The organism is Cellulomonas sp. P4_D11 (assembly GCF_056401915.1).
The window spans coordinates 41,112-65,711 of the sequence record NZ_JBFUIK010000003.1 but is presented as its reverse complement, the minus strand read 5'-3'; the positions used below and the strand labels follow the sequence as shown (position 1 = coordinate 65,711).

The 24,600-nt window shown below is 73.0% G+C and carries 25 protein-coding genes and 1 tRNA gene; 16 read left to right on the top strand and 10 right to left on the bottom strand.

Annotated elements, in window-relative coordinates; all coding sequences use genetic code 11:
• Positions 1-1,452 (top strand): helix-turn-helix domain-containing protein, encoded by a 1,452-nt coding sequence (locus tag AC1DT4_RS02905; RefSeq protein WP_477088261.1) that lies wholly within the window; start codon positions 1-3, stop codon positions 1,450-1,452.
• Between the two features lie 3 nt (positions 1,453-1,455).
• Here AC1DT4_RS02905 and AC1DT4_RS02900 read toward each other — a convergent pair whose 3' ends face one another.
• Positions 1,456-2,484, bottom strand: a complete 1,029-nt coding sequence (locus AC1DT4_RS02900) for an excalibur calcium-binding domain-containing protein (RefSeq protein WP_477088260.1) — start codon at positions 2,482-2,484, stop codon at positions 1,456-1,458.
• Positions 2,485-2,640: 156 nt separating this feature from the next.
• Positions 2,641-3,762: an FAD-dependent monooxygenase gene (locus AC1DT4_RS02895; protein ID WP_477088259.1), complete on the bottom strand. Its 1,122-nt coding sequence runs from the start codon at positions 3,760-3,762 to the stop codon at positions 2,641-2,643.
• A gap of 92 nt (positions 3,763-3,854) precedes the next feature.
• On the opposite strand from AC1DT4_RS02895, the gene AC1DT4_RS02890 reads away from it, so the two are divergent.
• The 3 genes from AC1DT4_RS02890 to AC1DT4_RS02880 are packed head-to-tail and all read left to right on the top strand — an operon-like array spanning position 3,855 to position 5,864.
• Positions 3,855-4,175: a hypothetical protein gene (locus AC1DT4_RS02890; RefSeq protein ID WP_477088258.1), complete on the top strand. Its 321-nt coding sequence runs from the start codon at positions 3,855-3,857 to the stop codon at positions 4,173-4,175.
• A complete protein-coding gene (locus AC1DT4_RS02885; RefSeq protein WP_477088257.1) occupies positions 4,175-5,416 on the top strand; it encodes a putative T7SS-secreted protein in 1,242 nt (413 codons plus the stop codon). Before AC1DT4_RS02890 ends, AC1DT4_RS02885 begins: the two co-directional genes overlap by 1 nt.
• Before the next feature lie 13 nt (positions 5,417-5,429).
• Positions 5,430-5,864, top strand: coding sequence for a contact-dependent growth inhibition system immunity protein (locus AC1DT4_RS02880; protein ID WP_477088256.1), 435 nt, complete (start codon positions 5,430-5,432; stop codon positions 5,862-5,864).
• Positions 5,865-5,868: 4 nt separating this feature from the next.
• On the opposite strand, the gene AC1DT4_RS02875 is transcribed toward AC1DT4_RS02880, so the two are convergent.
• From AC1DT4_RS02875 to AC1DT4_RS02855, 5 genes are read right to left on the bottom strand one after another with little or no spacing between them, the layout of a single operon-like run.
• The gene (locus AC1DT4_RS02875) at positions 5,869-6,429 is read right to left on the bottom strand and encodes a hypothetical protein (RefSeq protein WP_477088255.1); all 561 of its coding nucleotides are present in this window, start codon (positions 6,427-6,429) and stop codon (positions 5,869-5,871) included.
• Between the two features lie 53 nt (positions 6,430-6,482).
• Positions 6,483-8,090 carry an FAD-dependent oxidoreductase gene (locus tag AC1DT4_RS02870; RefSeq protein ID WP_477088254.1) on the bottom strand — a complete coding sequence of 536 codons (1,608 nt, stop codon included), beginning with the start codon at positions 8,088-8,090 and terminating at the stop codon, positions 6,483-6,485.
• Positions 8,087-8,758, bottom strand: a complete 672-nt coding sequence (locus AC1DT4_RS02865; RefSeq protein ID WP_477088253.1) for a Type 1 glutamine amidotransferase-like domain-containing protein — start codon at positions 8,756-8,758, stop codon at positions 8,087-8,089. Before AC1DT4_RS02865 ends, AC1DT4_RS02870 begins: the two co-directional genes overlap by 4 nt.
• 2 nt (positions 8,759-8,760) lie before the next feature.
• A complete protein-coding gene (locus AC1DT4_RS02860) occupies positions 8,761-9,075 on the bottom strand; it encodes a hypothetical protein (RefSeq protein WP_477088252.1) in 315 nt (104 codons plus the stop codon).
• Positions 9,076-9,124: 49 nt separating this feature from the next.
• Positions 9,125-9,700, bottom strand: coding sequence for a hypothetical protein (locus AC1DT4_RS02855; protein ID WP_477088251.1), 576 nt, complete (start codon positions 9,698-9,700; stop codon positions 9,125-9,127).
• A gap of 271 nt (positions 9,701-9,971) precedes the next feature.
• On the opposite strand from AC1DT4_RS02855, the gene AC1DT4_RS02850 reads away from it, so the two are divergent.
• The 5 genes from AC1DT4_RS02850 (at position 9,972) to AC1DT4_RS02830 (ending at position 14,265) form a co-directional block, all read left to right on the top strand.
• The gene (locus AC1DT4_RS02850) at positions 9,972-10,496 is read left to right on the top strand and encodes an RNA polymerase sigma factor (protein ID WP_477088250.1); all 525 of its coding nucleotides are present in this window, start codon (positions 9,972-9,974) and stop codon (positions 10,494-10,496) included.
• A 1-nt stretch (position 10,497) separates the two neighbouring features.
• A complete protein-coding gene (locus AC1DT4_RS02845; protein ID WP_477088249.1) occupies positions 10,498-11,310 on the top strand; it encodes a hypothetical protein in 813 nt (270 codons plus the stop codon).
• Positions 11,311-11,403: 93 nt separating this feature from the next.
• On the top strand, positions 11,404-12,120 hold the full coding sequence (locus AC1DT4_RS02840; RefSeq protein WP_477088248.1) for a hypothetical protein: 717 nt from the start codon (positions 11,404-11,406) through the stop codon (positions 12,118-12,120).
• A 245-nt stretch (positions 12,121-12,365) separates the two neighbouring features.
• Positions 12,366-13,463: a vanadium-dependent haloperoxidase gene (locus tag AC1DT4_RS02835; RefSeq protein ID WP_477088247.1), complete on the top strand. Its 1,098-nt coding sequence runs from the start codon at positions 12,366-12,368 to the stop codon at positions 13,461-13,463.
• A 91-nt stretch (positions 13,464-13,554) separates the two neighbouring features.
• Positions 13,555-14,265: a response regulator transcription factor gene (locus AC1DT4_RS02830; protein WP_477088246.1), complete on the top strand. Its 711-nt coding sequence runs from the start codon at positions 13,555-13,557 to the stop codon at positions 14,263-14,265.
• A gap of 94 nt (positions 14,266-14,359) precedes the next feature.
• On the opposite strand, the gene AC1DT4_RS02825 is transcribed toward AC1DT4_RS02830, so the two are convergent.
• The 3 genes from AC1DT4_RS02825 to AC1DT4_RS02815 all read right to left on the bottom strand — a co-directional run bounded on the left by AC1DT4_RS02825 (position 14,360) and on the right by AC1DT4_RS02815 (position 15,715).
• Entirely contained in the window at positions 14,360-14,926 is a 567-nt protein-coding gene (locus tag AC1DT4_RS02825; RefSeq protein WP_477088245.1) for a uridine kinase family protein, read from the bottom strand.
• On the bottom strand, positions 14,910-15,524 hold the full coding sequence (locus tag AC1DT4_RS02820) for an NUDIX hydrolase (RefSeq protein ID WP_477088244.1): 615 nt from the start codon (positions 15,522-15,524) through the stop codon (positions 14,910-14,912). Before AC1DT4_RS02820 ends, AC1DT4_RS02825 begins: the two co-directional genes overlap by 17 nt.
• Before the next feature lie 108 nt (positions 15,525-15,632).
• Positions 15,633-15,715 (bottom strand) — tRNA-Leu (locus tag AC1DT4_RS02815).
• A gap of 182 nt (positions 15,716-15,897) precedes the next feature.
• Between AC1DT4_RS02815 and AC1DT4_RS02810 the strand changes: the two genes are divergently transcribed.
• The 7 genes from AC1DT4_RS02810 to pknB are packed head-to-tail and all read left to right on the top strand — an operon-like array spanning position 15,898 to position 24,595.
• Positions 15,898-16,608 carry an FhaA domain-containing protein gene (locus tag AC1DT4_RS02810; RefSeq protein WP_477049531.1) on the top strand — a complete coding sequence of 237 codons (711 nt, stop codon included), beginning with the start codon at positions 15,898-15,900 and terminating at the stop codon, positions 16,606-16,608.
• 9 nt (positions 16,609-16,617) lie between these two features.
• Positions 16,618-17,136: an FHA domain-containing protein FhaB/FipA gene (locus tag AC1DT4_RS02805; protein WP_477088243.1), complete on the top strand. Its 519-nt coding sequence runs from the start codon at positions 16,618-16,620 to the stop codon at positions 17,134-17,136.
• A 3-nt stretch (positions 17,137-17,139) separates the two neighbouring features.
• Entirely contained in the window at positions 17,140-18,456 is a 1,317-nt protein-coding gene (locus tag AC1DT4_RS02800) for a Stp1/IreP family PP2C-type Ser/Thr phosphatase (protein ID WP_477088242.1), read from the top strand.
• A 10-nt stretch (positions 18,457-18,466) separates the two neighbouring features.
• Complete coding sequence (locus tag AC1DT4_RS02795; protein ID WP_477088241.1) at positions 18,467-19,906, top strand: FtsW/RodA/SpoVE family cell cycle protein; 1,440 nt, start codon at positions 18,467-18,469, stop codon at positions 19,904-19,906.
• Positions 19,903-21,354, top strand: coding sequence for a peptidoglycan D,D-transpeptidase FtsI family protein (locus AC1DT4_RS02790; protein ID WP_477088240.1), 1,452 nt, complete (start codon positions 19,903-19,905; stop codon positions 21,352-21,354). Before AC1DT4_RS02795 ends, AC1DT4_RS02790 begins: the two co-directional genes overlap by 4 nt.
• Positions 21,351-22,601, top strand: a complete 1,251-nt coding sequence (locus tag AC1DT4_RS02785) for a serine/threonine-protein kinase (protein ID WP_477088239.1) — start codon at positions 21,351-21,353, stop codon at positions 22,599-22,601. The genes AC1DT4_RS02790 and AC1DT4_RS02785 overlap by 4 nt, the downstream gene beginning before the upstream one ends.
• Positions 22,601-24,595 (top strand): Stk1 family PASTA domain-containing Ser/Thr kinase, encoded by a 1,995-nt coding sequence (gene pknB, locus AC1DT4_RS02780; RefSeq protein ID WP_477088238.1) that lies wholly within the window; start codon positions 22,601-22,603, stop codon positions 24,593-24,595. Before AC1DT4_RS02785 ends, pknB begins: the two co-directional genes overlap by 1 nt.
• The last annotated feature ends 5 nt before the right edge of the window (positions 24,596-24,600 follow it).

The following is a 24,600-nucleotide window of genomic DNA, read 5'->3' as shown; positions in this document are numbered from 1 at the left end:
ATGACGACGACGGCCAACGGCGGCCTCGACACGCTGGTGCTGGGACGACGGATCCGGCACCTGCGCACGGGCCGGAACATGACGCTCGACGACCTCGGCACGGCCATCGGCCGCGCGCCCTCTCAGGTCTCGATGCTGGAGAACGGTCACCGCGAGCCCAAGCTCTCGCTGCTGGCGCAGGTGGCGGAGGCACTGGACGTCCCGCTGTCCGAGCTGCTGCGCACCGAGCCGCCGACGCGGCGGGCCGCCCTCGAGGTCGAGCTCGAGCGGGCGCAGCGCGGGCCGTTGTTCGCGTCGCTCGGTGTCTCGCCGGTCAAGGTCGGTCGGTCGCTGCCCGCCGACGCCCTCGAGGCGCTGGTCCGCCTGCAGGCCGAGATCCAGCGCCTGCTCACCGAGAACGCGGCGACGCCCGAGGAGGCCCGGCGGGCCAACGCCGAGCTGCGGATCCGGATGCGCGCGCAGGACAACTACTTCCCCGAGCTCGAGGACCACGCCCGCCGCCTGCTCGCCGCGATCGACCACCCCGGCGGCCCCCTGTCCCAGCGGGCCACGGCCGACATCGCCGCGCACCTCGGCTTCGCGCTGCACTACGTGCCGGACCTGCCGCACTCCACCCGGTCGGTCACCGACCTGGCCAACGGCCGCATCTACCTGCCGCAGGGCAACCCCGGCACCAGCGACGCCCGCTCACCGTTGCTGCAGGCCATCGCCAGCCACGTCCTGGGCCACGCCGAGCCCAAGGACTACGGCGACTTCCTGCGCCAGCGCGTCGAGGCGAACTACCTCGCCGCGGCGCTGATGCTCCCCGAGGACGGCGCCGTCCCGTTCCTGCAGGAGGCGAAGGCCGAGCGCCGGCTGTCGGTGGAGGACCTTCGCGACGCCTTCGCCGTGCCCTACGAGACCGCCGCGCACCGGTTCACCAACCTGGCGACGCGCCACCTCGGCATCCCCGTGCACTTCATGAAGGTCCACGAGGGCGGCACGCTGCACAAGGCCTACGAGAACGACGGCGTGAAGTTCCCCGCGGACGCGCTGGGCGCCATCGAGGGCCAGCCCGTCTGCCGGCAGTGGACCGCCCGCGTGGTGTTCACGCTGCCCGACCGGTTCACGCCGTACTACCAGTACACCGACACGTCGTCGGGCACGTACTGGTGCACGTCCCGCGTGCAGCCGTCGTCGCAGGGGGCGTTCTCCGTGTCCGTCGGGGTGCCGTTCGCGCACGTGCGCTGGTTCCGCGGCCGCGAGACCACCGAGCGCGCCGCGTCCAGGTGCCCGGACCCGATGTGCTGCCGTCAGCCTCCGACCGACCTGGCCGAGCGCTGGTCCGACAAGTCGTGGCCGAGCGCCCGCCCGCACGCCTCCATGCTCGCCGCCCTCCCCGTGGGGGTGTTCCCCGGCGTGGACACGACCGAGGTCTACCGGTTCCTGGACCGGCACGCCCCGCAGGCCTGAGCGCTACTCGCAGGCGACGCCGTCGCCGTCGCGGTCGAGCTTGCTGCTGTACCCGGGCTGACCGGCGTAGATCGGATCCGCACCAGCGGCCCGGACGGCGTCGCAGTTCTTGTAGTAGACGGACCCTCCGGACGATGCGGCCGGGGCCTTGGCGGCAGCCGCGGCAGCTTCCGCAGCCACGCGGGCGGCCTCCGCGTCCGCTGCCGCCTGGGCCTGCCGTGCCGCCTCGTCGGCCGCCGCTTGGACGGCGGCGGCAGCGGCAGCCTCGGCGGCGACCCGCTCGGACTCGACCCGCTGCTCCTCGGACGCGTGCACCTGCTGGACGGACGCGGTCACGCCCACGAGCCGCTCGTTGACCGCGACCGTCCGGCCACGCAGGTCGGCGACCATCGACCTCGGGTACCGCGCCACCTCGTCCCCGTCGAGCAGGGCCGCCAGCGCCGCGCCCGTCGCCGACACTGCGGCGACTGCCGTCGCGTGGCGGTCGACCTCGTCGATCCCCACGCCGGCCGCGAGCGCCGTGGCGGACTCCGCGGCCTCCGCGGCCGCCTGCTCGAGCGCGGCCACCTGCGCCGGCACCGTGCACTCGGCGTCGGTGCCGAACAGCCCGGCGGCCGCGGCGATCGCCTCGTCCTCGGCCTTGGCGACCTGCGGGCTGACGGTCGTGTCGGCGACGACGTGGCCCAGCCCTCGCCGCGCGAGCTCCGCGTTGACCAGCAGGTCGTCCGCGTACACCGCCGCGACGTCGTTCTCGGTGCTCTCGAGCCGCACCTCGGTCCCGACCGGGAGAAGCTCTGCCAGGGCAGCGGCGGACTCGGCCCCGAGGCACTCGTCCGGGGCGGGCGAGTCGAGTCCGAGCAGCGTGACCGTGGCCGGCTCCCCGTCCTGCTCCACCGTTACCGTGTGCCCGTCGACGACGCCCACGACGGTCGCGGTCGCAGCGGCGGGGTCGGCGTCGCCGCCGCAGCCTGCGAGGGATGCCCCGACCGCGAGGCTGAGCAGCGTGACGGACAACAGACGGTGAGAGCGCATGCCTGAGGCATCGGCTTGTCGCGGGGTGCAGCCGACCGTCGGCGCGACGGTTCCCTCGTCCGGGGTCCCGCATCCCGCCAGATTCCCGGCATCGGCGATGCCGGGAGACACTGGCCGGCATCCTTTCTCGGCACACGGGCGCACCGATCGTGTCCTCTACTGCGGCGGCTCCCAGCGCTGCATGGCGGTCGCCGCGCGTGCGGACGCGCCGCCGGGAACGGCCCGGAGCAGCAGGTCACGGGCCGCCGCCGCGGGACCCCAGCGCAGCTGCGCCACGCGGCCGACGCTCCGAGCGCGGCGCGCCATCGACTGGGTGCGTGGGCGTCGCAGGGCGTCGTACCGGGCGAGGGCGGCGCGCAGGTCGCCGTCGGCCAGCACCGCGAGCGTCGCCGCGTCCTCGAGCGCCTGCCCGCCACCTTGCCCGACGTCGGGCGTCATCGCGTGCGCGGCGTCGCCGAGCAGGGCGACCCGACCCTGGACGAATGACGGCAGGCGGCGGTCGAGGTCGTGGATGTCGTGCCGCAGGACGGCCGCCGGGTCGGTGCCGTCGACGAGCGCCAGGATCGGCGCGTGCCAGGAGCCGAACCGGCGTCGGACCTCGGCGTGCTCGTCGGCGAACCGGGTCCCGGCCGGGAGGCTGGCCACCGCGAACCAGTACACGCGCCCGCCCGTCAGCGGCACGTACCCGAACCGCTCGCCGCGACCCCACGTCTCGCCCGCGCCGCCGAGCACGTCGACCGGTCCCGTGGTGACGCCGCGCCACGCGGTGTAGCCGGCGTACCGAGGCTGCGCGCCGCGCGCGAACGTGCCGCGGACCACGCTGCGCAGACCGTCGGCCCCGACGACGAGGTCGGCCCCGGTGCGTCCACCGGTGGCGTCGACCACGGTCCCCCGGGCGTGCTCGACGCCCGTGACCTCGACGCCCGTGTGCACGACGCCGTCGGGAAGGGCGTCCAGCAGCACGCGCTGCAGGTCCTGGCGATGGATCACCGCGAGATCGTCGACGGCCCCGGGCGGGACGCGGACGAGCCAGCGGCCCGAGGGCTGGCGTTGGCCCGTGAGCAGGTCGGGGTCGTGCGGCGCCGAGAGCGCCCGCACCTCGTCGGCGAGCCCCAGCACGCCGAGAGCGGTGAGCCCGTTGCCGAACAGCGAGATGCCGGCACCCACGGCCGAGGGGTCCGCGCTGCGCTCGAGGACGGTCACCTCGTGGCCCCGGCGGTGGAGGCCCACGGCCACGGCGAGGCCGCCGATCCCGGCTCCGACGACGGTGACGCGCACGGACCCAGGATGGCGGAACGTCCGCCGCGTGCGACAGGCGCCGACCCGGTAGCGTGCCGGACGAACCAGGCAGTCCGCGGCAAGGGGGACGGGTGAGCGGATTCTCGGTCGATCTGACCGCGCTGAGCAACGCGACGCAGGCGATCCTCGACACGATGGACCAGATGGCGACGACGAAGGTTGCGGACCTGCAGCCGTCGGGGTCCTCGGTCGGGCACGACGGGCTGGCGGACCGGCTCGGGGAGTTCTGCCGGCGCTGGAACATCGGCGTCGAGAACCTCGAGAAGGACGTCGCCGCGGTCGTCGGCCAGCTCGTCGACACCGTGCGCGCGTACAGCGGCACGGACGAGGCCGAGGCGGCGAGCTTCGGCGGCGTCATCGGCAGCCCCACCGGCACGGACCCGGGCGCCTGATGGCTGACCTGGGCCAGACCACCGACCCCGTCGCGCTCGTCCCCGGATCCGTGGCGGACCTCGCGGACCTCGTCTGGAAGCTGCGTGCCTACGGCGACTCGCTCATCGAGGCAGGCGAGGGCCTCCGGCGGATCAGCACGGGCGACGGCTGGAGCGGCGAGGCCGCCGACCGGTTCCACGACGCCTACCAGGCGCAGCCGAAGAAGTGGCTCGAGGGCGGCGACTCGTTCCACGAGGCCGCGGACGCCGTCGACCGGTACGCCTCCACGCTGTCGTGGGCGCAGGACCAGGCCGCGGACGCCATCCGGCAGTACGCGCAGGGCGACCACCAGACGTCGACCGCGACCCACGACTACAACGCCCGCGTCGACGACTACAACCGCGTCGCCCAGTCCGGCGGCACGCCGACCCCGGTCCCGCCGTTCCACGACCCCGGCGACGCCACCCGAACGGCCGCGCGCGAGCTGCTCGACCGCGCGCGTGACCAGCTGCGGGACGCGGGTGACAGCGCGGAGCGGACGGTGTCCACCGCGCGCGACCGGGCGCCCGAGGAGCCCGGGTTCTGGGACAAGGTCGGCTCGGCGCTCGGCGACGCCGGCGAGTGGGTGCTGCACGGCGTCGAGGACATCGGCATCGGGGTGGTCAACGGCCTGGCGTCGTACGGCAACGCGATGATCCACCACCCGGGCGACACCGCGATGATGCTCGGCGGCCTCCTGCTCATGGGCATCAGCGGGGTCGGCGAGGGCGGCGGGCTCGCGCTCGACGCGACCGGTGTCGGCGCCATCGCTGGCGTGCCCTTGAACATCGTGTCCGCGGCGGGGATCGCGGCCGGCGCGACGGCGGCGGGCGCGGGAGCACTGTCGCTGGCCAACCACGCCGCCAACGAGGACCGCGTCGAGCCGCTGCAGTCCCGGGCCGAGGAGCCGTCGCCCGGTTCGCAGGGGCAGTCGGGCACCAAGACCGACCGGCTCAAGGAGCATCTGACCGATCGCGACCTGGACGCCGCGCGGCGCGAGCTCGACGGCGAGGTCGTCGCGACGAAGTCCGGCGGTCAGCCCTGGGACCACGTCGGTGAGGTCCGCGACGCCCAGCGCGGGCTGGTGAACCGCATCGAGCAGCTGAAGCGCATGCTGGGCGACACGCGCCTGTCGGAGGGCGCCAAGGCCGACGCCCAGTCGGAGCTCTCCGAGGCCAGCCGTCTGCTGGACTACTCCCGCAACTTCGTGCCCCGCCAGTGAGAGAGGACCTCCGATGACCGAGGTACCCCCGGAGATCGTCGCCCTCGGCGCCAGCACCCTCGACCAGGTCGACCCGCCCGCGTGGGGGCCCGCGCCGCAGGACGCGAGCAGCCTGGTCCGCCGCGTGCACGCCCTGCGCACGGTGCCGCTCACCGAGCTCGGCATCGACGATCTTCGCGTGCTCATCGCCCAGGACGTTGCCCGCGAGACGCTGGTGCCGGTCGCCGTCGGGATGCTGCGCTACCGGCCGCTGCTCGAGGGCGACTTCTTCCCCGGCGACCTGCTGCTCGCCGTCCTGCGCGTCCCCGAGTCCCACTGGTCCGCCCACCCCGAGCAGCTCGCAGCGCTCCAGGAGGGGCTCGCCCAGCTCGACCCCGAGGATCCCGACTACCCCGTGTTCGACGACGACGAGTTCGAGAAGGCGGTGGCTCGGGCACGCGCCTGGTGACGCGTCAGGCGACGGCCGTGTGCCGCGCGTCGCTCACGAGGGCAGCGGCCAGCCCGAGCCGCGCGGCGCGCACGTCGAGCCGCGCCAGTCCGTCGAGCCCCTGCTCGGCCAGGACCGCGACCAGCGACGGCAGCAGGTCGGCGTGCGGGACCGGCACCGTCGCCTCGAGGATCGTGTCGGTGCCCTCGGTCACCACGTAGGACATGGCAGGACCGAACTCGTCGGCGGGCGCGACCCGGAAGCGCACCGACCCGACCTCCACCGGCGTGGGCAGCCGCTGACCACGCACGTGACCGATCTCGAGGAGCTTGCGGATCGCTATCGCACCCTCGGCGTCGAGACCCGCCGAGGCGTCCAGCGAGTCGAGGTCCGCGAGCACGACGCACGCCTCCGTGGGCTCGACCGAGCCGGGATGCCAGGAGGCGTCGACCTCGAGCGCCAGGAACCCGCCGCTCACGGAGAACGCGTCCCTGATCAGCGCGGCCCGCTCGTCGGCGGACAGACCCCGCATGGGGTGGCGACGGGTGGTTCCGGCGGAGCCGCACGAGCACGAGAGAGTGATCATGCGAGCAAGCGTGCCTCCGACCACTGACACGCGGGGGGAGGCAGGCCGCGACCTCAGGTACCGAGCGCCAGGAACTGGTGCGCGAACGCGATCGCCATGCCGCCCTCACCCACCCCGGCCGCCACGCGCTTGACGGACCCGGACCGCACGTCCCCGGCGGCGAACACACCCGGGACCGTGGTCTCCAGCGCGAAGGGCTCCCGCTCGTGCGCCCATGCGCCGGACACCCGCGCGGCGGGGCCCGTGAGCACGTAGCCGTTCTCGTCGCGCGCGACCTCGTCGGGCAACCAGGACGTGACGGCGTCGGCGCCGATCATGATGAACAGCACCTCGCCCGGACGTTCGACGACGGTCCCGGTGCGCCGGTCGGCGACCTCGATGCGCTCGAGCGACTCCTGCCCGTGCAGCGCGACCACCTCGGACCGCGTCTCCACCGTGATGCGCCGGTTCGACGAGATCTGCTCGATCAGGTACTGCGACATGCTCGCAGCGAGCAACGGCCCGCGAACCACCAGAGTCACGCTGCGCGCGTACCGCGAGAAGAACAGCGCGGCCTGCCCCGCGGAGTTGCCGGCGCCGATGATGAGCACGTCCTGGCCGTGCGCGAGACCCGAGTCGCTGCGGGCGGCCCCGTAGTACACGCCCTTGCCGACGAAGCGGTCGATCGCCTCGAGCTCGACGTGCCGCCACTCGACCCCCGACGCCAGCAGCACGACCTGCGCCCCGATCCGCGCGCCGTCGTCGAGCGTGAGCGTGCGGGCGGCGGGGTCGAGGGCCTCGATCGCCCTGGTCACCACGATCTCCGCGCCGAGCCGCTTGGCCTGCCGCAGCGCCTTGCTCGCGAGCTCGTCGCCGGATACCCCGAAGGGGAACCCCGTGTAGTTCTCGATCCGCGTCGAGGTGCCCGCCTGACCACCGGGGGCGAACTTCTCGACGACGAGCGTGCGCAGCCCCTCCGCCGCGCCGTTCACGGCCGCCGTGAGGCCGGTAGGCCCCGCGCCGACGATCACCACGTCGTACTCGTCGTGAGCCGGGACCACGGGCAGGCCGCCCGCGAGCGCGATCTCCCGCATGGTCGGGTCGACCAGCCGCCGACCGTCCGCCAGCTCGACCACCGGGGACGTCCCGCCGGCCGCGTTCGCCGTGTCGAACGAGATCCGGTTCCGGTGCAGGAACGTCCGGATGTCGTGCACCACGGGGTCCACCGGCGGCCCGATCACGACCATGTCCGGGGTGGGCTTCTCCGCGGCGATCTCCTTGAGGCCCTCCATGCGGCCCTTCGCCAGCGCGCCCACGGTGGCGACCACCTGCGGCGCCATGCCGGCCAGCGTGAAGAACGTGCCGACGTCGACCTTGATGATTCGCGACGGCTCGACCGCCACGCAGCTCGCCGGCATCGCCATGCTCAGCATCACGGGCACCTCGCCGTACAGCTCGCCCGGGCCGCGCGGGCCGATCACGCGCTCGACGCCGTTCACCTCCTTGGTGAGGTCGACCCGGCCCTCGACCACGACGAACAGCGCGCGCTCGTCACCCTCGTGCACCGCGTACTCGCCGGGCAGCAGCGAGATGTCCTCGACGGTCCGGGCGAGGAAGTCGAGCTGGTCGGGCGTCAGCTCCGCGAACAAGGGGACGGCGGACAGCTCGGCGGCGCTGATCACGAGGGGAAGTGCCTCCAGTGCCCTTCCGAGACGACCTCGACGGCACCGTCGACCACGGTGATCGCCGTCTGGTCGTCCATCGCGTACGCCGGACCGTCGAGGCGCGCGGCCCACCGTTCGGCCGCGGCCACCGGGTTGCCCGGCATGCCGTCCTTGGCCAGGTGCGGACAGATCGAGAAGTCGACGAGGCCGAGAGTGCGGTCGTCGCCGGTCGGCGACCTCCACCCGACGAAGTCCTCGCCGATCCTCGGGGTCAGCACCATGCTGCCGGCGCTCATCCCCACCCAGACCGTCTCGTCCAGCGACGGCAGCAGGTCGAGGAACCCGGACTCCCGCATCCAGTGGCCCAGGTAGAGGGCGTCGCCGCCCGCCGCCAGCAGCACGTCGGTCTCCCGGACCAGCGGCACCCAGCGCTCGGCGTCGATGCTGGGCAGCGCCGTCAGCTCCAGCACGCCGACGGACTTCCAGCCGAGGTCGACCATGGGGTTCGCGGACTTCCCGCTGATGAACTCCCACACCTTGACGCCGGGGCCCACCCAGGGGTGGCCGTACTGCGCGGTGGGGATGCACAGAGCCGTGGCGTCGGCGATCGGCTTGCCCAGCAGCTCGACCAGCGCGTCGCGGATGCTCGGGTTGGTGACGCCCGCGGACGTGAGAAGAAGCTTCACGCCTATCGCGTCTCTGCCTCGACGGTCGCGGTCCCGCACGCACCGCAGAAGGGGTCGTCCTGGGCCACGTGGTAGCGCGGGCAGCCCTCGTTCGTGCAGGTCCGCGTCGCGCGCCCGACCGCCGCCGTCCGAGGTCCGGGCTTGGGCGGCATCGGCGTCGAGTAGATCGGGCCGATCACCCCGGGCGCACCCGGTGGCGGGACGCGCAGCACAGTCCACGTTGTCGCCTTGCCGCACACGGCGCAGGTCTTGCCGGCCTGGACCCTGCCGTACGCGGAGCAGGCGTGGTCGGTGCACCGCAGGGCGACGTTGGCCATCGGATACCTCAGCTCTCGGCGTCGATGCGACCAGGGTATCGAGGGCTCGTCAGGCGGCCCGTCGGCGGGCCCGGACGATCAGCGGGATCCCGACCCCGGCGGCGACGACCACGAGGCCGATCAGCCACCAGACCCAGGCCGGCGTCCCGCCCGCCTCGGCCTCGACCACGTCGTCCGCCGACGGCGACGGGGACGGGGTGGCTTCCTCGGTGGGCGTCGGGGTCGGCGTGGGCGTGGGCGTCGGCTCCGGCGCCGGCGTCGTCGGTGCGGGCTCCGGAGCGACTGCCGTCTCCGTCGGGGCCGGCTCGGGCGCCGGCTCCTCGGTCGGCGCGGGCTCCTCCGTGGGCACGGGCTCCGCCGTGGGCGCGGGCTCCTCCGTCGGCACCGGCCCCTCGGTCGGCACGGGCTCCTCCGTGGGCACCGGCTCCTCGGTCGGGGTCGGACGGACCGGCAGCGTGACGGTCGGCGTCGGGAGCGGCGGCAGCGTGATCGTCGGTGTCGGGAGCGTGACGGTCGGCGTCGGCAGGTTGATCCCTCCGCCGTCGCACGACGAGACGAGCAGGACGGCCACGAGCACGCCCAGCGTTCCTGCGACCCGGCGGGCGACCTTCTGCGGTGCGGTCACGGCACGTCCCTCTCGGCGGCACATCCGACGAACGCGATGCCGGGGGTCCCGGAAGGGCGTGGGCCGACGGTATCGACGAGCGGATACCGCTGGAAAGGCCCCAGCACCTGCGGGTTTGTCCGTCTTTCCGGGTGAGAGGTGCCGGAGACCGTCGTCGTGGGGCCCGGACAGGAGTAGACCGGGACCACCAGCTCCGGCGGGCCGCTCAACGTTTCCCGGCGGCGGTTCGTCTACCTCTGTGACGGCCTCACTCACCGAAAGGGGGCCGGGCATGAACCGATGGGAGCCGGTCCTCACGGACCTGGTGCGCGACCGGGGCGGTGCGCTCGTGCGCTACGCGACGCTGTTGTGCGGGGACCGGCGCGAGGCGGAGGACCTCGTCCAGGACGCGCTGGTCCGAGTCTTCACGACGACCCGTCGCCCGCAGGGCAGCGGTCCCGGCGACTTCGTGGCGATGGAGCACCTCGAGGCGTACGTCCGCCGGACCGTCCTGAACCTCTATCTCGACGGGTACCGCCGACGCCGGCGCTGGGCGGCCGTGCGGCACCTCCTGGGTGGTCAGGACTCGGCGGTCGGGCCCGACCAGGCGAGCCCGGACCACCTGGACCTCGACTCCGCGCTCGCCGCGCTGCCGCCAAGACAGCGCTCGTGCGTGGTCCTGCGCTTCTACGCCGACCTCACCGTGCCGCAGATCGCCGAGGACCTCGGCGTCTCGCCCGGCGCGGTGAAGCGTCACCTGCACGACGCCAACGCCAAGCTCGCCATGAGCCTCACGCCCGTCGGAGAGGAGGAGTGACATGAACCTCGAGGAGCTGCTGAGCGACGAGCGCGACGTCGTCCCTCCGAACCCGCTCGTCGATCGCACCGACCAGATCGTCGGCCGGGTGCGCAGGCGCCGCCGCGCCCGGGTGGTCACCGCCGCCGTCGGGAGCGTGGCCGCCCTCGCCGTCGTCGCGGTCGTCGTCGGACAGCTCCTGCCCACGTCGACCCCGCCGGCGCACCCGAGCCCGATCGTGGTGGTTCTGCCGTCGGGCGACGAGGTGTCGCCGCTGGAACCGGGCAGCTACGTGTTCCCGGTGATGGACACCAACGGATGGCCGGAGCTGCTCCCGGTGGTGTCGGTTGCCGAGGGCTACGCCGCGACCGACGACGGCCAGGGCGTCACGATCGGCGCCGACGCCGAGGAGGACGGCAGGATGCTGCGCATCTGGCAGATCGACAGCGTCTACTCCCACCCGTGCAGCACGGACCAGCACGCGCTGGCCGTCGGACCCACGGCCGCCGACCTCGCCCAGGCCCTGGCCGCGCAACCCCTGCGCGAGGGCACCGAGCCGGTCCCGGTCACGATCGGTGGGTACCCCGGGTTCTACGTCGAGCTGTCCGTGCCGGACGACATGGACGTCGACGCCTGCCCCGGCGGGAAGTTCTTCAGCTGGCCCGGCCGGTGGCAGCAGGGCGCGGGGCAGGTCGACATGCTCTGGATCGTCGATGTGGACGGGCAGCGCCTCGTCTTCGACGCCTGGGCCCTGCCGGGCGCCAGCCCGCACGAGCGCGACGAGCTCGCACAGATGGTCACCACCACCACGTTCGTCGCCACCGACGACCTCTGAGGTCGGACACACCCTCGGGCGCCACCTGCGCCTTCGTCATGCCCTGCGGTCGCATCCGTCGGCCGCTGCTCACGTCCGTGCAAGGAGACGATGATGTCGACCCACCGCACCTCCGTCCTCGCCGCAGGCACTGCGGCACTGCTCGCGGCCGGGCTCGCCGGCTGCACGGTCGACGCGGCGCCGCCCAGCGCGCCCTCGTCGGCACCGACCACCGTCGTGGTCCTGCCGTCGGGCGACGGCGATGCCCCGCTGCCGCCGGGCCGCTACGTGTTCCCCGTGATGGACACCAACGCGTGGCCCGAGATGCTCCCGGTGGTCTCGGTACCCGTGGGCTACGCCGCCACCAACGACGCGCAGGGCGTCACGATCGGCGCCGACGCCGAGGACGACGGCCGGATGCTCCGGATCTGGCAGATCGACAGCGTCTACTCCCACCCGTGCGACGCCGACCGGCACGCCCTCACCGTCGGACCGACCGCAGCCGACCTCGCCGAGGCCCTGGCCGCACAGCCCCTGCGCGCGGGCACCGACCCGGTGCCCGTCACGATCGGCGGGTACGACGCGTTCTACGTCGAGCTGGTCGTGCCCGACGGCATCGACGTCGACGCCTGCCCGGGTGGGAAGTTCTCCAGCTGGCCCGGCCGGTGGCAGCAGGCCGCCGGACAGGTCGACATGCTCTGGGTCGTCGACGTCGACGGACAACGCCTCGTCTTCGACGCCTGGGCCCTGGCGGGCGCCAGCCCGCACGAGCGCGACGAGCTCGCGCAGATGGTCACCACCGCGACGTTCGTCGCCACCGACGACCTCTGAGACCGCGCGAACCAGGTCGGTCGGATCCCCGAGAAGATTCGCCGAAACGCGAATAGCCCGGCGGGCGCGACGCCCCGAGACTGCGAAGTGAAGTCGTCGCGCGAAAGGTGGTCACACCCATGCCAACACGTCGCGGAGCAGTCGCGGCTACCGCCGCCGTCCTGCTCACACCCCTTCTTGTCGCACCCCTCGCCGGCCCGGCCGGGGCGTCTCCGCCTTCCGCCCCGCTCGCCTCATCGGTCGCCGTGGCCTGGCAGCGGACCGCGGCCCGCACCATCTACACGGAGGGTGGCAGCGCCCCGCCGGCCGGCGGGCTCCACCTGGCGTTCACCTCGCTCGCGGTCCACGAGGCCGCCAGAAAAGGGCAGCGCTACGGCACGCACGCGGCCGCCGCCGCGGTCGCGACGGCCTCCCACGACGTGCTGTCCGAGTACTTCCCAGCGTCCGCAGCCAACCTCGACGCCGACCTGGCTGCCAGCCTGGCGATGGTCCCCGACGGCAAGAAGCAGGACATCGGCGTCAGCATCGGCGCGGCCGCTGCCGACCGGATGATCGCCTCCCGCGTGGACGACGGACGCAACGACGCGTCGGTGGTGTACAGCAAGACACCCGCTCCGGGGATCTGGCAGCCGGCACCCGGCGGCGCCATGGCCCTCCCGTGGCTCGGCTTCGTCGATCCGGTCGTCGACGTCGCACCCGTGGCGCTCGACGGCCACGACCCGTTGACCAGCGCTGCGTACGCCGCGGACTACAACGAGGTGCGCAGAGTCGGAGCGGTCGACTCGCCGCTGACCGAGCGCTCGGCGGAGCAGACCGCGATCGCGCAGTTCTTCGCCGCCAACCCGGTCCTGATGTACCGCGTGGCTCTGTGCGACCTGCTGGACCGTGAGCCGATGGGACTGCTCCCGACGACCAGGATGTTCGCGCGGATCGATGCCGCCGCCGCCAACTCCTTCATCCAGACCTGGCGACTCAAGTTCGACGTCGGCTTCTGGCGGCCGTTCCAGGCGATCGCGTTGGCGGAGACCGACGGCAACCCGGCGACCAACCCCCAGGACGGCTGGGTCCCGCTCGTCGCCAACCCCGCCTACTCCGACTACACCAGCGGTCACGCTGCGGCGACCTCACCGTTCGCTGAGGTGGTGCGGAGGACGCTCGGCGACCACACGACGCTGGTCCTGAGGGCCGGTGGCCTGGAGCGCACCTACACCACGCTCACCGCCCTCGAGCACGATGCCTTCCACGCCCGGATCTGGGGCGGCCTGCACTTCCGGGATGCCATGGAAGACGGGTACTTCCTGGGTCACGTCACGGCCAAACGGGTGATGCACGCGATCCACTGACACTCCGTCCGGCTCGGCGCACCCGTAGACCCATGGGGTGGGCACGTCCGTCTTCGGTCCCTACGCTGGGGACCTGGAGTGGAGGGTCCCCATGCCAGACCTGGTGCTGGACGAGCGGGAGCAGCAGTCCCTGCGCGCGCTCATCGCGGAGGAACCCGTCCACGGCCGTCAGGTGCTGAGCCGGGAGTTCCTCGAGAACCTCGCGACCCTCATTCCGTGCGACGCGCTGGGTGCCTGCGTGGCGCTCGACGCCGGACCGGCCATCGGAGGCCTCGAGGTTCGGACCAGGCACTACGAGTACGTCGCCGACGACCTGCCGGAAGAAGGCGCTCCTCTCTACCTCGGCACGATCCAGTGGTCCCGATCGCCGCCGCAGGCACAAGCCGGCCAGGCGATTCTGCCCTGCCACGTCGACGGCCTCACCGTGGGCTTCTGCAGCGGTCCCGACGCGGTGGCCCACGTGTGCCTGGAGCGGCGTCGGCGGCCTTTCGCAGAGCGGGACGTGGCGATGCTGAACCTGCTTCTCCCCGTCTTCCAGCGACACCTTCGCCAGCAGACGACCACCCGGTTGGCGGCGTCGCTGACGATGCAGGAGCGCCGGGTGCTGATGGAGGTCGCGGCCGGCGCGTCCAACACCGAGGTCGCCGCGACGCTCTGCGTCGCGCCGAGCACCGTCCGCAAGCACCTCGAGCACGCCTTCCGCAAGCTCGGGGTCACGAACCGCCTCGCGGCGGTGGTCGCGCTCGAGGGTGGGACCGCCCGACAGGAACGGCGCGAGCGGATCGCTCGATGCGGACGCTGATCGCGTGGCCACGTGGGGCGGAGCGGGAGCCGAACCTCCGCACTTCCGCAGGTCACGAACCGGCAGAGCCCTTGGCCGGAGGCGGGCTGTCGCGTCAGCGCACGAGGACCAGGAGCTGCGCGACCTGCGCCTCGACGTCCAGGGTCGCATCGATCACCAGGTCGGCGTCGTCCCTCGACGGCCCGACGAGTCGGTGGTGCGCGTCACGACCACGCTCGAGGTATCCGCGCAGGACGGCCGACAGGTCACGCCCCTCGTCCAGCGACCGCAGCGCCTTGCGTGCGAGCCGCACGTCCGGAGGCAGATCGAGGTAGACCCGCCACCGGACCCACTCGTCCAGGTAAGGCAGGACGAGGGCGAACATCCCTTCGACGACCACCAGCGACGGAGCGGCACGAAGGTGCTCTCCCAGGGTCGCCACGACCCGCTCACGGTCGATCGCCTCAGGCGCGCTCCGGTCGACGACACGGCCGCCGTCGAACCCGGGCAGGCTGGGTACGACGGAAGGGTCCGTCTGGTAGCAGGAGTCCAGGTGCACGACGCGCGCGCCCTCGACGCGCTCCACCAACGCCGAGGCCAGCGTCGTCTTCCCCGCCCCCGCACCACCACCGAGAGCGAGAACCGGTGGCCGACGCCGCGAGCGCTCAGCCGCGGGGGTCACGAGCGTCATCATCGGTTCCGTGTCCCGGCCCGGACGCACGCAGGAGACCCACCAGGTCGAGCGCCTGGTACCCGAGGTCCGTGTCGGTCAGGGCCCCCTCGCGAAGCTGCGAACGGAACTGGGCGAGGCTCACCAGGTGCGGCTCGCAGAACTCGTCGCCGACAGGGGCCGGCTGCCCGACCTGGACGCAGTGTCGCGCCACCGCCACGTGGCGGATCGTGGTCGCCGAGGCCGACAGGTACGTGCTGCCGAGCACCTCGATCTCACCGGAATACCCCGTCTCCTCCCGCAGCTCCCGAAGAGCTGCGGCGGCCACGTCCTCCCCGTCGTCCACCACACCGCCAGGCATCTCGTCCAGGATCCGACCCGGCCCCGGTCGGAACTGCCGCACCAGGAGGACACGGCCCTCGGTCGTCAGCGCCAGGACGGCGACCGTGCGGCCTCCGACGGTGATGTCCCAGTCGCTGTCACGCCCATCGGGCAGTCGGTACGTCCTCGTCGCGAGGTGCAGGTAGCCGGACGGTCCCGTGAACCTCTCCTCACGGACCAACGTCCACGGGCGCACCTCGGACCCCGCTCGCGCATGCTGTTCCGTCACAGGGACCTCCGTCGGCGGTCGGGAGCTGGGGCATCGCGCCATCCTTGCGGACGGCCCCACCAACGACGAAGGTCCCGGTCAGATCGCTCTGACCGGGACCTTCTTCTGTGCGCGAGGGGGGATTTGAACCCCCACGCCCTTTCGGACACTGGCACCTGAAGCCAGCGCGTCTGCCGTTCCGCCACTCGCGCGCGCCGCAGAACATTAGCACGATCGTGAGGGCCTCCCGAACGTCCCTGTGGACACCGGCCGACGACGCCGCGCGCACATCACCCGGCATCCGGGCCCGTTCCGGTGGGTCCCAGATACGATCAGGGCGGATCGTCGGCACAGGACGTGCAGGTGGACGCGCGAGAGGGACAGGGAGGTGGCTGTGGGGATCCTCGACAGGTTCGAGAACGGCGTCGAGCGCGTCGTCAACAACGCCATCGCCAAGGCCTTCAAGAGCGAGCTCAAGCCGCTCGACCTCTCGAGCGCGCTCCGGCGCGAGGTGGACGACCGGGCGGCCGTCGTGGGCCGGGACCGGACCGTGGTGCCCAACGAGTTCACGATCGAGCTCGCCACTGCCGACTACGACCAGGTGGAGTCCTGGGGTGCGGAGGCGTTGGCGGACGAGTTCGCCAACAACGTCACCGACTACGCGGCGAGCCAGCGGTACGCGTTCGTCGGGCCGGTGACCGTGTCGTTCAGCGAGGACAGCGAGCTGGAGGCGGCCCGGTTCCGGGTGCACAGCGCGACGGTGCGCGGTGCCGTGGCGCCCGCGTCGGCCAGCTCGGCGCCCAGCGCTCGGCACCCGCTGGTGGACATCGACGGCCAGCGCTACATCCTCACCGGGCCGGTGACGGTGATCGGGCGCGGGTCGGAGGCGGACATCATCGTCGACGACCCCGGCGTCTCGCGCCGGCACCTCGAGATCCGCGTGACGCCCGACGGCGTCGTCGCGACCGACATGGGCTCGACCAACGGACTCTTCGTCGAAGGCCACCAGGTCCCCGCGGCCACGCTCCTGGACGGCAACACGCTGACCATCGGGCGCACCCGGATCCTGTTCTGGACAGGCGGCGAGCCGGACCTGGACGAGTGACGCCGGCACATGAGTGAGCTGACGATCACCCTGCTGCGGCTGGGTTACCTGGCGCTGCTGTGGGTGCTCGTGCTCTTCGCCATCGGCGTGCTCCGGCGGGACCTGTACGGGACGCGCATCACGGACCGGCGGCGCCGCAAGGCCCCGGTGGCCGCGGCGGCCGCGACCGTGGCGGCGACCCCCGAGGCACCCGAGGCGCCCCCGGCCCGGACCCCCCGCTCCGCCCGCAGCGGCAGCGGCCCGACCCGGCTCGTGGTCACCGAGGGTCCGCTGCGCGGCACGATCGTCCCGCTGGCGTCGTCGGCGGTGCTCATCGGCCGGGCGCCCAGCTGCACGCTCGTCCTGGACGACGACTACTCGTCGTCGCGGCACGCGCGGATCTTCCCGCAGGGTGGCCAGTGGTTCGTCGAGGACCTCGGATCGACGAACGGGACATTCGTGGCGGACCAGCGCGTCGAGGCTCCGACCCCCGTCCCGACGGGTACACCCGTCCGAGTGGGCCAGAGCATCCTCGAGCTGCAGAGGTAACCGGTGACCGTCGCACTCAGATATGCGGCGCGGTCCGACGTCGGACTCGTGCGCTCCAACAACCAGGACTCGGCGTACGCCGGGCCGCACCTGCTCATGGTCGCGGACGGCATGGGCGGGCACGCGGGAGGCGACGTCGCCTCGTCGGTGGCGGTCGCGTCGTTCGCACCCCTCGACGGCGAGTCGCACGGTCCCGACGACGCCCTGGACCAGCTGGAGACCGCGCTCGCCGACGCCCGCGACGAGATCATCGCCCGCAGCGACGCCGACCCCGAGCTCACGGGCATGGGCACCACCGTCCTGGCCATCCTGCGCGCCGGCAACAAGCTCGCGATGGTGCACCTGGGCGACTCGCGCGGTTACCTCATGCGCGACGGCATCCTCACGCAGGTCACCACCGACCACACGTTCGTCCAGCACCTGGTGGACATCGGCCGGATCACGCCGGAGGAGGCAGAGCACCACCCGCAACGCTCGGTCGTCATGCGCGTGCTCGGCGACTTCGACCCGGAGGTCACGCCCGACCTGTCCGTGCGCGAAGCGCGGCCCGGGGACCGGTGGCTGCTGTGCTCCGACGGCCTGTCCGGCTTCGTCAGCGCGGACACCATCGAAGAGACCATGGCGAGCATCGACGACGTCGACGCCTGCGCGGACCGCCTGATCCAGCTCGCGCTGCGGGCGGGCGGCGGCGACAACATCACCGTGGTCCTGGCCGACGTCATCGAGCTCGACGACGTCGCGGACGGCGCGGGCCCGACGACGTCCGCCACGGTCGTCGGCGCCGCGGCCCTGACGCGCAACGACCCGACGTCCGCGGCGGACGGCCCGGCAGCCCGTGCCGCGAGCCTCACGCGCACGGCGAAGGAGCCGGCGGAAGACGACGGTGCGGCGGGGACCGACGTGGCGGTCGTCCGCTCCGACGACGAGGACGACGAGCAGCCGCCGACCAGGCGGCGGTGGCGGGCGATCGTCGCGTGGGCGGTCGTCGCGGTCGTGGTCGTCGGCGGGGCGCTCATCGCGTACTCGTGGACGCAGACGCAGTACTACGTCGGTGTCGACGACGGCGAGGTCGTCATCTTCCGCGGGCTGCCGCAGACGATCGGCACCATCCCGCTGTCGTCGGTGGTCGAGCGCACGGGCACGGACGTGGAGGACCTCGCGTCCGGCTACCTGCGGGAGCGCGTGCAGCAGACGATCCACGCCGACTCCCTCGACGACGCCCGCAACCTGGTCGGCATGCTCGACGAGGACACCGCCGCCCGGTCGGCGTCACCGACCGCGACGCCCGACCCGTCCCCCTCCGGGACGGCCGCACCGTGAGCCGCGCGTGATGGCTACCGTCCAGCCGCACCGGGTGCGGGCCGGCCGGGGTGTCGAGCTCGGCCTGCTGCTGCTCGCGCTGGCCATCGGGATCTCGTCGTACGCCCTGGCCGGCATCGGCACCTCGGACGAGGTCCCGCCCGACGTCATCGGCTACGGGGCCGGCCTCGCCGCCCTCGCGATCGGCGTGCACCTCGTCCTGCGCTGGCGCGCGCCGTTCGCCGACCCGGTGATCCTGCCGATCACGGTCGCGCTGAACGGCATCGGCCTGGCGATGATCTACCGGATCGACTTCGCCTACACGGCGCGCGGGCGGGACGACACGTTCGCGCAGCGCCAGCTGGTGTGGACGGCGATCTCCGTGGTCCTCGCCGCCCTGGTGATCGTGCTCCTGCGCGACCACCGGACGCTGCGGCGCTACACGTACACGGCGATGGTCGCCGGTCTCGTGCTGGTCGCCCTGCCGCTGGTCCCGGGCCTCGGCGTGCTCATCAACGGTGCGCGGATCTGGGTGCGGGTGGGCGGCGTGGGCTTCCAGCCGGCGGAGTTCGCCAAGATCGCGTTCGCCATCTTCTTCGCCGGGTACCTGGTCACGCACCGCGACACCCTCGCGCTCGCCGGCCCCAAGTTCCTCGGCCTCCAGCTGCCCCGACCGCGGGACCTCGGGCCGATCCTCATCGTCTGGGGCGCGTCGGTCGCGGTCCTGGTGCTGGAGCGGGACCTCGGCACGTCGCTGCTGTTCTTCGGGCTGTTCGTCGCGATGCTGTACCTCGCCACCGAACGCCTGAGCTGGGTGGTCATCGGCCTGCTCCTGTTCCTCGTCGGCGCGGGCCTGGCGGCGACGGCGTTCTCCCACGTCGGAGCCCGCTTCGACGCCTGGCTGCACGCGTTCGAGCCGGCCGTGTTCGACCAGAGCCCGGGCGGGTCCGGGCAGCTGGTGCGCGGGCTGTTCGGCATGGCCAGCGGCGGGCTGTTCGGCACGGGCTGGGGTCAGGGCCGGCCGGACCTCGTGCCGTTCGCGGAGTCCGACTTCATCGTCGCGTCCCTCGGCGAGGAGCTGGGGCTGACCGGCCTGCTGGCCATCCTGCTCTTCTACGCCATCCTCGCGGAGCGCGGCATGCGCACGGCGATCGGCGTCCGCGACGGGTTCGGCAAGCTGCTCGCGGGCGGCCTCGCGTTCATCGTCGCCCTGCAGACGTTCGTCGTCGTCGGCGGCGTCACGCGCCTCATCCCGCTGACCGGCCTGACCACCCCGTTCCTGGCCTACGGCGGCTCGTCGCTGGTGGCCAACTGGGTCATCGTGGCGCTGCTGCTGCGCATCTCCGACGAGGCCCGGCGCCCGGCGCCGTCGATGAAGCCGGTGCTCACCCCCATCGCGGGCACGCCCGTGGTCGTGGGTGGCGGCGGGGACGACGACCAGCCGACCGAAGTCATCGGGGGCCTCCGGTGAACACACCCCTGCGCCGCCTCGCCACCGTCGTCCTCGTCATGTTCGTCGGGCTCATGGCCGGCGCCACCTGGATCCAGTACTTCCAGGCGGACAAGCTGAACAACGACAGCCGCAACGTGCGCACGCTGTACCGGGAGTTCGGCAACGCGCGCGGGCCGATCGTCGTGGCCGGCGAGGCGATCGCGCAGTCGACCAAGGTCGAGGACTCCTACGGCTACCAGCGGTCGTACACCAACGGCGAGCTCTACTCCGCGATGACCGGCTTCTACTCGGTGGTCAACGGCCGCACCCAGCTGGAGAACGCCGCCAACGACCAGCTCACCGGTCGCGGCGACCAGCTGTTCTTCTCGCGCATCCGCGACCTGCTGACGGGCCGTCAGCCCGAGGGTGCCGCCGTGGAGACGACGATCAACCCGGCCGCGCAGCAGGCGGCGCTCGACGGGCTGGCGGGGCAGCAGGGCGCGGTCGTCGCGCTCGAGCCGTCGACGGGTCGGATCCTCGCGCTCGTCTCGACGCCCGGCTTCGACCCCAACCTGCTGGCCTCGCACGACACGAAGGCCGCCGGCGCCGCCTACAACCTGCTGGCGTCGGCCCCCGGCAACCCGCTGCGCAGCAACGCGACCCTCGAGCGGTACCCCCCGGGGTCGACGTTCAAGCTGGTCACGGCCGCGGCGGCGCTCGAGAGCGGGCAGTACACGCCGGCGAGCACCCTGCCGGCCCCCACCCAGCTGGCGCTCCCGCAGACCACCGCGACCATCGGCAACTTCGGCGGCGGCGGCTGCGGCAGCGACCCGATCACGCTGGCCGACGCGCTGCGCGTCTCCTGCAACACCGCGTTCGCCCAGCTCGGCATGGACGTCGGCGCCGACGCGCTGCAGGCGCAGGCCGAGCGGTTCGGGTTCAACGACCCCGGGCTCACCATCCCGATGAAGGTCGTCGAGAGCGTGTTCCCCGACGACATGAACGCCCCGATCACCGCCCAGTCCGCGATCGGGCAGCGCGACGTGCAGGCCACGCCGATGCAGATGGCGATGGTCGCGTCGGCGATCGCGAACGGCGGCCGCCTGATGACGCCGTACGTCGTGCAGACGGTCCGCTCGGCCGACCTGCGCAAGGTCTCCGAGACCCCGCCGACGCTGTACTCGACGGCCATGTCGCCCGGAACGGCGACCTCGTTGACGGACATGATGGTCGGCGTCGTGCAGAGCGGCTCGGGCACCGCGGCGCAGATCCCGGGTGTCCTGGTGGCCGGCAAGACGGGCACCGCGCAGACCGCCGACGGCCAGGCGCCGCACGCCTGGTTCACCGCGTTCGCGCCCGCCGACGCCCCTCGCGTGGCGGTCGCCGTGCTGGTCGAGCACGGCGGCAACGCCGGCAACGAGGCCACGGGCGGTCGGGTCGCGGCGCCCATCGCCAAGGCCGTCATCGAGGCGGTGCTCGGCTCATGAAGACGGCACCCGGCGTCCTGCTCGGCGAGCGCTACCGGCTGGTCCGGCAGATCGCCGTCGGCGGCATGGGCGAGGTGTGGGAGGGGTACGACGACGCCCTCGCCCGGCCGGTCGCCGTCAAGGTGCTGCGCTCGGAGTTCGCGGGCGACCGCGGCTTCCTCGAGCGCTTCCGCACGGAGGCGCGCAACTCGGCGTCGCTGTCTCACCCCAACATCGCGCAGCTGTTCGACTACGGCGAGCAGGAGGGTTCCGGCTTCCTCGTCATGGAGCTCGTCGTCGGCGAGCCGCTGTCCGACCTGCTCGAGCGCGAGCCCGTGCTGCCCACCCGCCGGCTGCTGCCGATCCTCGCGCAGACCGCGCGGGCGCTGCACGCTGCGCACCTCGCCGGTGTCGTGCACCGCGACGTCAAGCCCGGCAACATCCTGCTCGGCCGCGGGGGGCGCGTGAAGATCACCGACTTCGGCGTCTCGCTCGCCCGCAACCAGGTGACCATGACCGCCACCGGCATGGTCATGGGCACGGCGCAGTACCTGTCGCCGGAGCAAGCCGTCGGCAAGCCCGCCACGCCGCTGTCCGACCTCTACTCGCTCGGGATCATCGCCTACGAGGCGCTCGTCGGGCACCGGCCCTTCACCGGTCCGACCGCCGTCGACATCGCGGTCGCGCACGTCAACAACCCCGTGCCGCCGCTGCCCGCGAGCGTGGACAAGGAGCTCGCCGCGCTCGTCGTCCGGCTGCTGTCCAAGGAGCCGAGCGCTCGGCCCGCCTCGGGCGAGGAGCTGGCCCAGCTGCTGGACAAGCTGGTGCCGCGCACCCCGCCGTCGGGCGTGCCCGTGCTGGTGTCGACGCAGGCCCGGACACCGGACACGTTCGCCACCGCGGCCGTGGCCAACGCCCCCGCGGTACCGCCGCCGTCCTACCCGCCGCGACGTACCCGGCGCGCCGACGAGCAGCCGACGGGCCGGGCGGCGACCCGCCGTGCCTCGACGACCACCGGGGTCCGGCTGGGCCGCACCGGCCGGCTCTCGTGGCCCCTGCTCGCGCTCCTGCTCCTGCTCGTCGGCCTGCTCGGCGCCGCCCTCGCGGCGCAGCTCACCAAGGCGGACGGGCCTCCGGGCGGCCAGACCCGGCTGTCGGCCACGGCCGCCCATTACCCTCGTGGCGACACCCTGGATGGGATGATCACCGAGAACGGGTCCGCAGCGCTCGCCGCGGGCTCGGCATCGACGGAAGCAAAGGACGCCTAGTGGTGGACGACGGATCCCGCATCCTCGCCGGACGGTACGAGGTCGGCGAGCTCATCGGCCGTGGTGGCATGGCCGAGGTGCACATCGGCCACGACACCCGGCTCGGTCGCACGGTGGCCATCAAGATCCTGCGCTCTGACCTCGCTCGGGACCCGAGCTTCCAGAACCGGTTCCGCCGCGAGGCCCAGTCGGCCGCGGCCCTGAACCACCCCGCGATCGTGTCGGTCTACGACACCGGCGAGGACGTGTTCACGGAGCCCAACGGCGTCGTCGCGCACGTCCCGTTCATCGTCATGGAGTACGTCGAGGGTCACACGGTCCGCGACATCCTTCGCGACGGGCACGCCGTGCCCATCGAGGAGGCCGTCGAGATCACCGCCGGCGTCCTGTCCGCGCTCGAGTACTCCCACCACGCGGGCATCGTGCACCGCGACATCAAGCCGGCGAACGTCATGCTGACGCCGACGGGCGCGGTCAAGGTCATGGACTTCGGCATCGCCCGCGCCATGGCCGACTCCGCCGCGACCATGACCCAGACGCAGGCCGTCATCGGCACGGCGCAGTACCTGTCGCCCGAGCAGGCGCGCGGCGAGACCGTCGACGCCCGCTCCGACCTGTACTCGACCGGCTGCCTGCTGTTCGAGCTGCTCACCGGCCGGCCGCCGTTCACGGGCGACTCGCCCGTCGCCGTGGCCTACCAGCACGTGCGCGAGGCCGCGCCGGTGCCCAGCACCTTCGCCTCCGACGTGCCGGACACCCTCGACCGCATCACGCTCAAGGCGCTCGCCAAGGAGCGGGACGCCCGCTACTCCAGCGCCGCCGAGTTCCGCTCCGACCTCGAGGCCGCCGTCCGCGGCGGTGCCGTCGGGGCGCCCGCCGTCGGGGCCCTCGCCGCGGCCGCGCTGGTCGCCACGCCGGCCACCGAGGCCACGCAGCTCATGGCGCCGCCGGTCGCCACCACGCAGGCCATGCCGCCGGCCAGCCCGCCGTGGGCGTCGACCGGCGCGGCAGTCGCCGCCACGAACCCTCCCTTCGACGAGGAGGACGAGGGTCGCCGCCGGCCGTGGCTGCTGCCGCTGCTCATCGCGATCGCCGTGCTCGCCGTCGCGGGCATCGTCGCGCTGCTCGTCGCCAACGCGAACAAGAACGCCGCCCCGGACACGATCGCCGTCCCGGCGACGGCCGGCATGACCGCGGCGGAGGCCGAGAAGGCGATCACCGACGCCGACCTCCTCTTCGTCCGGGCCGAGGAGCCGTCCGACACCATCCCGGCGGAGTCGGTCACCAAGACCGACCCGGCCGCCGGGACGCAGGTCGAGCCCGAGTCGAAGGTCACGGTCTACGTCTCGACCGGGCCCTCGAGCCTCGCCGTGCCTGACGTCGCGGGGAAGACCGAGCAGGAGGCCGTCGACACGCTCACGGCGGCCGGGCTCAAGGTCGCCGCCAACCGGCAGGACGACGACAACCCGGCCTTCCCGCAGGGCCAGGTGACCAAGACCGACCCGCCCGCGGGGCAGTCGGTCGCGGCCGGCGCCGAGGTGACGCTCTTCGTCTCCACCGGCAACGTCGCGATGCCCGACGTCACGGGCAAGACCACGGCCGAGGCCAAGCAGATCCTCAACGACAACAAGCTCCAGGCCAACACGTCGTCGGTGGAGTCCACGCAGACGCCGGACACGGTGGTCCAGCAGGACGTCGCCCCCGGCACGCTGGTCAAGCAGGGCCGGACCGTCAACCTGCAGATCGCCATCGCCCCGACCACGGCGACCATCCCGAACGACCTCGTCGGCAAGACCTACGACCAGGTCGTCGCGGAGCTGCAGGGCCTGGGCCTGAAGAACTTCAACAGGATCGACGACCAGTCGGACAAGCCCGTCGACGAGGTGCTCCGCACCGACCCGACCGCGGGTGACGAGGTCCCGCTGGACCAGCAGATCGACATCCACGTGTCGAAGGGTCCGAGCGGGAACCCGAACCCGGGCAAGACTCCGTAGGTAGG

Excerpts from the sequence above, each read along its gene's own strand:
- AC1DT4_RS02840 (WP_477088248.1), top strand. The coding sequence starts at position 11,404 with ATGTCGACCCACCGCACCTCCGTCCTCGCCGCAGGCACTGCGGCACTG.
- AC1DT4_RS02785 (WP_477088239.1), top strand. The coding sequence starts at position 21,351 with ATGAAGACGGCACCCGGCGTCCTGCTCGGCGAGCGCTACCGGCTGGTC.
- AC1DT4_RS02905 (WP_477088261.1), top strand. The coding sequence starts at position 1 with ATGACGACGACGGCCAACGGCGGCCTCGACACGCTGGTGCTGGGACGA.
- AC1DT4_RS02850 (WP_477088250.1), top strand. The coding sequence starts at position 9,972 with ATGAACCGATGGGAGCCGGTCCTCACGGACCTGGTGCGCGACCGGGGC.
- AC1DT4_RS02875 (WP_477088255.1), bottom strand. The coding sequence starts at position 6,429 with ATGATCACTCTCTCGTGCTCGTGCGGCTCCGCCGGAACCACCCGTCGC.
- AC1DT4_RS02795 (WP_477088241.1), top strand. The coding sequence starts at position 18,467 with ATGGCTACCGTCCAGCCGCACCGGGTGCGGGCCGGCCGGGGTGTCGAG.
- AC1DT4_RS02900 (WP_477088260.1), bottom strand. The coding sequence starts at position 2,484 with ATGCGCTCTCACCGTCTGTTGTCCGTCACGCTGCTCAGCCTCGCGGTC.
- AC1DT4_RS02805 (WP_477088243.1), top strand. The coding sequence starts at position 16,618 with ATGAGTGAGCTGACGATCACCCTGCTGCGGCTGGGTTACCTGGCGCTG.
- AC1DT4_RS02880 (WP_477088256.1), top strand. The coding sequence starts at position 5,430 with ATGACCGAGGTACCCCCGGAGATCGTCGCCCTCGGCGCCAGCACCCTC.
- AC1DT4_RS02860 (WP_477088252.1), bottom strand. The coding sequence starts at position 9,075 with ATGGCCAACGTCGCCCTGCGGTGCACCGACCACGCCTGCTCCGCGTAC.
- AC1DT4_RS02845 (WP_477088249.1), top strand. The coding sequence starts at position 10,498 with ATGAACCTCGAGGAGCTGCTGAGCGACGAGCGCGACGTCGTCCCTCCG.
- AC1DT4_RS02885 (WP_477088257.1), top strand. The coding sequence starts at position 4,175 with ATGGCTGACCTGGGCCAGACCACCGACCCCGTCGCGCTCGTCCCCGGA.
- AC1DT4_RS02830 (WP_477088246.1), top strand. The coding sequence starts at position 13,555 with ATGCCAGACCTGGTGCTGGACGAGCGGGAGCAGCAGTCCCTGCGCGCG.